Origin of the sequence: Streptomyces albidochromogenes, from assembly GCF_005981925.1 — a bacterium.
Classification (GTDB): Bacteria; Actinomycetota; Actinomycetes; order Streptomycetales; family Streptomycetaceae; genus Streptomyces; species Streptomyces albidochromogenes.
Genome location: NZ_VBVX01000347.1, coordinates 1 through 6310, shown reverse-complemented (window position 1 = coordinate 6310; position 6310 = coordinate 1). Strand labels below are relative to the sequence as shown.

General features: G+C 70.4%; 4 protein-coding genes and 1 pseudogene. 2 read left to right on the top strand and 3 right to left on the bottom strand.

The features are described 5' to 3' along the window. Positions 1 to 247: pseudogene (locus tag E2E34_RS29620) on the bottom strand (glycosyl hydrolase); the annotation flags it as partial. A 216-nt stretch (positions 248 to 463) separates the two neighbouring features. On the opposite strand from E2E34_RS29620, the gene E2E34_RS29615 reads away from it, so the two are divergent. Both E2E34_RS29615 and E2E34_RS29610 read left to right on the top strand, forming a co-directional pair. Continuing rightward, positions 464 to 2440: an acetoacetate--CoA ligase gene (locus tag E2E34_RS29615; protein ID WP_138904950.1), complete on the top strand. Its 1977-nt coding sequence runs from the start codon at positions 464 to 466 to the stop codon at positions 2438 to 2440. A gap of 91 nt (positions 2441 to 2531) precedes the next feature. Next, positions 2532 to 3431, top strand: a complete 900-nt coding sequence (locus tag E2E34_RS29610) for a DUF8829 domain-containing protein (RefSeq protein WP_138904949.1) — start codon at positions 2532 to 2534, stop codon at positions 3429 to 3431. A 62-nt stretch (positions 3432 to 3493) separates the two neighbouring features. Here E2E34_RS29610 and ptsP read toward each other — a convergent pair whose 3' ends face one another. Further along, the gene (gene ptsP, locus E2E34_RS29605) at positions 3494 to 5164 is read right to left on the bottom strand and encodes a phosphoenolpyruvate--protein phosphotransferase (protein WP_138904948.1); all 1671 of its coding nucleotides are present in this window, start codon (positions 5162 to 5164) and stop codon (positions 3494 to 3496) included. A gap of 88 nt (positions 5165 to 5252) precedes the next feature. Further along, positions 5253 to 5702, bottom strand: a complete 450-nt coding sequence (locus E2E34_RS29600; RefSeq protein ID WP_138904947.1) for a PTS sugar transporter subunit IIA — start codon at positions 5700 to 5702, stop codon at positions 5253 to 5255. Positions 5703 to 6310 lie beyond the last annotated feature (608 nt).

Genomic DNA, 6310 nt, shown 5'->3' with positions numbered 1-6310 from the left:
ACCCCCAGAACACCGCGCCCCCGGCCGCGACCATCACCCGCAGCTCGGAACGGGCGAACCGCATCACCCCGCCGCCCGGCTGGGGCTCCGCCCCCGTCACCCCACCGGGCACCCGGGCACGCGCCGCGCCCTGCCGGCGCGGCCCCCAGGCGTCCGTACGACGCCGCCCCCACAAGGGGCCCGCCAGGCCGAGCCCTCGCACCGTACCGACCAGTTTCACCGAGCGCACCAGGTCACGACCGTCCATACGGCTCACCCTGCCACCCGCCGGGACGCCCGCAGGGCGCGTTCAACTGCCGTTCACCCGTGGTGTGCGCACATGACCCGATACCCGACTGTGGGCGGCCCGCCCTGGTGCGCAAGACGATCACATGGCATCGTCCCTGTCAGTCGCCTCGTGCGCACACCCTTCGCACGTGCGCGCGACACACGCACACCACGCGTACAGCCCGGGAGCCGCCCCATGTCCTCAGCAGCGAACACCGCGCCCCTCTGGCAGCCGGACGCGGACCGCATCGCCGCCGCCGCCGTCACCCGCTTCCAGAGCTGGGCGGCCGAGCGGTACGGAGCACCCGCCGACGGCGGATACGCGGCGCTGCACCGCTGGTCGGTCGACGAACTCGACACCTTCTGGCAGGCCGTCGCCGACTGGTTCGACGTTCGCTTCTCCACCCCGTACGAAACGGTCCTCGCCGACCGCTCCATGCCGGGCGCCCAGTGGTTCCCGGGAGCGACACTCAACTACGCGGAGCACGCCCTGCGAACGGCCGAAGACCCGTCCCGCGCGGACGACCCGGCCCTCCTGTACGTCGACGAGACCCACGAGCCCACCCCGGTGAGCTGGTCGCAGCTGCGCCGCCAGGTCGGCTCACTCGCCGCCGAACTCCGCGCCCTCGGCGTCCGCCCCGGAGACCGCGTCAGCGGCTACCTCCCCAACATCCCGCAGGCCACCGTCGCCCTGCTCGCCACCGCCGCCGTCGGCGGCGTCTGGACCTCCTGCGCCCCCGACTTCGGCGCCCGCAGCGTCCTCGACCGCTTCCAGCAGGTGGAGCCCGTCGTCCTCTTCGCGGTCGACGGCTACCGCTACGGCGGCAAGGAGCACGACCGTACGGACACCGTCGCCGAACTCCGCCGCGAGCTGCCCACCCTGCGCGCCACGGTCCACGTCCCGCTGCTCGGCACCGCGGCACCCGAAGGCGCCCTGGACTGGTCTGCCCTCACCTCGGCCGACACCGAACCGGTCTTCGAGCAGGTGCCCTTCGCACACCCCCTGTGGGTCCTCTACTCCTCCGGCACGACCGGCCTCCCCAAAGCCATCGTCCAGTCCCAGGGCGGCATTCTCCTGGAGCACTTCAAGCAGCTCGGCCTGCACTGCGACCTCGGCCCCGAGGACCGCTTCTTCTGGTTCACCTCCACCGGCTGGATGATGTGGAACTTCCTCGTCTCCGGCCTGCTCACGGGCACCACGGTCGTCCTGTACGACGGAAGCCCCGGCTACCCCGGCACCGGCGCCCAGTGGCGCGTCGCCGAACTCACCGGGGCGACCCTGTTCGGCACCTCGGCCGCGTACGTCATGGCCTGCGCCAAGGCGGACGTCCACCCCGCCCGCGACCACGACCTCTCCGCCGTCAAGTGCGTCGCCACCACCGGCTCACCGCTTCCGCCCGACGGTTTCCGGTGGCTCCACGACGAGGTCGACTCCGACCTGTGGATCGCGTCCGTGAGCGGCGGCACGGACGTGTGCAGCTGCTTCGCCGGCGCGGTCCCGACGCTCCCCGTCCACATCGGCGAGCTCCAGGCCGCCTGCCTGGGCACCGACCTCCAGGCGTGGGACCCCCAGGGCAAGCCCCTCACCGGCGAGGTCGGCGAACTCGTCGTCACCAACCCCATGCCGTCCATGCCGGTCCACTTCTGGAACGACCCCGACGGCAGCCGCTACCACGACAGCTACTTCGACACCTACCCCGGCGCATGGCGGCACGGCGACTGGATCACGATCACCGGCCACGGCTCGGTGGTCATCCACGGCCGCTCCGACTCCACACTCAACCGCCAGGGCGTCCGGATGGGCTCGGCCGACATCTACGAGGTGGTCGAGCGGCTCCCCGAGATCAAGGAATCCCTGGTCATCGGCCTCGAAGAACGGGACGGCGGCTACTGGATGCCGCTCTTCGTCCACCTCGCCGAAGGCGCCACTCTCGACGATGCCCTGCGCACCCGCGTCAAGCAGGCCATCCGCACCGCGCTCTCCCCGCGCCACGTGCCCGACGAGATCATCGAGGTCCCCGCGGTCCCGCACACCCTCACCGGCAAGCGCATCGAGGTCCCCGTGAAGCGCCTCCTCCAGGGCACCCCGCTCGCCAAGGCGGTCAACCCCGGCTCGGTCGACAACCTGGAACTCCTCCACTTCTACGAGGCCCTGGCCCGCACCCGCCGCTGAGAAGCGGCCCCCCCTGCCTCACGGAGAGTCGCGTTGTCAGTGCGGTCGGTTACGGTGAGTGAGCACTGATCGACTGCGCTCAGGGGGAATCATGGCGCGCACCAAGTCCACGAAGCACCACCGGAACAGGACGATGCGGCGTACGCTGCGCCGCGAAGTCCCCAGCGTCGTAGGCCTGCTGGCCGACGAGCAGGACTTCGCGGCCATGCGGGCCTACCGCACCTTCGCCTTCGACGATCACCAGGCCTACCTCCAGGAAGTGGACGGTCTGCTACGAGCCCTCGCGGCCCAGGGCGTGCACACCTCCGTCGCGCTCTTCGACCCCGAGGACTTCCTGGAGTACTGCCGCGCGACCGGAATCGACCCCGATACGACGGAGAGCCGCACCCGCTTCACCGCGGAGATCGCCGCCTGCGGAGCCTGCGTCCCGTACGCGGGCGAGCCCATCGCCAGCATCGTGCCGCTGCTCGTCGACCAGGCGGTCCGCCAGGCCACCTGGGAGTACGCGACGCTGCTCCTGGCCCGCCTCGGCGACTGCGCCGAGTGCGGCGAGGACATCGGCCGCGAGTCCCTGCGCCGGGCCCAGCGTCTCGTCACACGTCTGGTCGAACAGGCCGGCCCCGGCAGCCACCACCTCGTCTGCAGCGTCCCGGCCGAGGAGGAACAGCTTCTCGCCGTGCTCCACGCGGAGCGCACCGGCACCGAACCGGTCCAGTTGCCCGAAACGGAAGCCGCCGAGTTCGTGACGGTCCTCGCCGCGGGCATCGCGGCCCAAAGGCCCGGGGGAGTCGTCCTGCGGACCACCGCGCCCGGAGCCCCGGACCGGCTTCACGGCTGGCGACTGCAGCGGGGCCGCCTGCTCGCCCTCACCGCGGGCGAGGTCTTCAGCGCCTACTGCACCGACGCCGACACCGGCGACCCCGTGTCCCCTGAGCCCGGCGTCGAGTACTGCCCCGGCTTCGACATCGAGGAGCCGGACCCCCACCACTGAAAACGCCCGAGGGGCTCCAGGCCATCGGCCCAGAGCCCCTCGGATCAGTACGGCAACACCGGTCACTCGCCGGACAGCACCGCCTGCGCGGCCGCCCGCGCCTCGTCGGCGGTGTCCGTGGCACGCGCCGCGGCGGCCGCCCGCTCGCACTGGGCGAGCGTGTGCTTCGCCAGCGTCGCGCGGACATAGGGAATGGCCTTCGCGCCCATCGACAGGGAGGTGACACCCAGACCCGTCAGCACACAGGCGAGCAGCGGATCGGCCGCGGCCTCACCACATACGCCACAGCTCTTGCCCTCGGCCTTCGCGGCGTCGGCGGAGGCCGCCACCAGGTCGAGCAGTGCCGGCTGCCACGGGTCCTGCAGCCGCGACACCGCACCGACCTGCCGGTCAGCGGCGAACGTGTACTGCGCGAGGTCGTTGGTCCCCAACGAGAGGAACTCGACCTCCTGCAGGACCGAGCGCGCCCGCAGTGCGGCGGACGGGATCTCGACCATCGCACCGAACTTCGCCCGCAGCCCGGCCGCACGGCACGCGTCGGCGAAGGCCCTGGCATCCGTACGGTCCGCGACCATCGGCGCCATGACCTCGAGGTACACCGGCAGACCCTCGACAGCCTTCGCCAGCGCCGTCAGCTGCGTCCGCAGCACGTCCGGGTGGTCGAGAAGCGACCGCAGTCCGCGCACACCGAGCGCGGGGTTCGGCTCCTCGGCCGGCGTCAGGAAGTCGAGCGGCTTGTCCGCGCCCGCGTCCAGTACCCGCACCACCACACGGCCCTCGGGGAACGCCTCGAGAACCTTGCGGTACGCCTCGACCTGCTTCTCCTCCGACGGCGCCTGCTTGCTGTCGTCGAGGAACAGGAACTCCGTACGGAACAGACCGACACCCTCAGCGCCCGCCTCGACCGCGGCCGGCACATCGGCGGGACCGCCGATGTTGGCGAGCAGCGGCACCTTGTGACCGTCGGATGTCGCACCGGGCCCGGTCGAAGCCGAGAGCGCCGCCTTGCGCGCGGCGGCAGCGGCCTCGAGCTCCGCCCGCTTCTCGGCGGTGGGCTCGACGAAGATCTCACCCGTACTGCCGTCGACAGCGACGACTGTGCCCTCGGCCAGCTCGCCGGCGCCCGGCAGAGCCACCACGGCGGGCACACCCAGCGCCCGCGCGAGGATCGCGCTGTGGCTGGTCGGACCGCCCTCCTCGGTCACGAAGCCCAGCACCAGCGTCGGGTCGAGCAGCGCGGTATCGGCGGGAGCGAGATCCCGGGCGATCAGCACGTACGGCTCGTCACTGTCCGGCACACCGGGCATCGGCACGCCCAGCAGCCGCGCGACGATCCGGTTCCGTACGTCGTCCAGGTCGGCGACACGCCCCGCCAGGTACTCGCCGGCGTTGGCCAGCAGAGCCCGGTAGGCGGCAAAGGCGTCGTACACACCGCGCTCCGCCGTGCTGCCGACGGCGATGCGCCGTTCCACATCGGCCATCAGCTCGGGATCCTGCGCCATCATGGCCTGCGCCTCGAGCACGTGCTGTGCCTCGCCGCCGGCCAGGTTGCCGCGCGCAATCAGGTCGGCTGCCACAGCTTCCACGGCCTGGCGGGCGCGCCCCTGTTCGCGCCCCGCCTCTTCCGCCGGAATCTGCTTGGCCGGCGGTTCGAGAACCGCCGTGCCCATGTGCCGTACCTCGCCGATCGCCACACCGTGACTCACGCCGACGCCTCGCAGCGTTGTCTCCATCTCACCGTCTCCGATAGTTGCGACGGGGACTCAGTCCAGTCCCCCCGCGATGAATGTCGTACCCGTGGCCGCCCTTACGGCGCCGGCGTCACTCCCAGCTGAAGAGCGGCTCGCCGCGCTTCACGTCGCCGTCCTCCACGAGGTCGACGAGGGAATCGGCGGTGGCCTCCAGCGCGACGATCGGGCACACCGGCGACTTGCCGGCCTCTTCGACGGCTGCCGGGTTCCAGCGCACGATCGCCTGGCCGCGCGTCACCGTGTCCCCCTTGTTGACGAGCAGCTCGAAGCCTTCACCATTGAGCTGCACGGTGTCGATGCCCAGGTGCGTCAGGACGCCGTGCCCCTGGCCGTCGACCACGACGAACGCGTGGGGGTGCAGGGAGACGATGACACCGTCAACGGGGGCGACAGCCTCCGACGGCTCACGCACGGGGTCGATCGCGGTGCCGGGACCGACCATCGCCCCGGAGAACACGGGGTCGGGGACTGCGGCGAGTCCGATGGCGCGTCCGGCAAGCGGGGACGTCACGCTGGTCATGAGGGGCCTCCCAGGGGTGGAGAGTTCGTGTGCCGCCGTCACTACCTGTCCAGGACGGCGTACTGTTGAGAAGGGTAAGTCACGAGAAGTCCCAGTTTCGCCCGAGACGTCACGCTTGGCGGACCTAGGGGTGCACCGGCAACGGTTTGCCTCGTCTGCTGGAGCGATGTACTCTCGTAGTCCTGCCTGACACCAGCACACTCCGTTGTGGGTCGTGGGTCGGCAGCCTCCGACTGGTCTAAACCATATCTCTTCTCCGAGCCTCCGCATGCCTGCGGACACTGGTCAGGGAAGCGGAAAAGGACTGATACAGTCGGCACCGCCGGAAAGGGAAACGCGAAAGCGAAGAACTGGAAAGCACCGAGGAAGTCGGACACGAAAGCGTCTGATAGAGTCGGGAACACGAAATGCCGAACGAAAGCCCGGAGGAAAGCCCGAGAGGGTGAGTACAAAGGAAGCGTCCGTTCCTTGAGAACTCAACAGCGTGCCAAAAGTCAACGCCAAATATGTTGATACCCCGGCCCACTTCGGTGGGTTGGTGGTTCCTTTGAAAAGTCCTGGCTGCCCTTGTGGCAGTCCAGGCGAACACAGCGAGGACGCTGAGAACA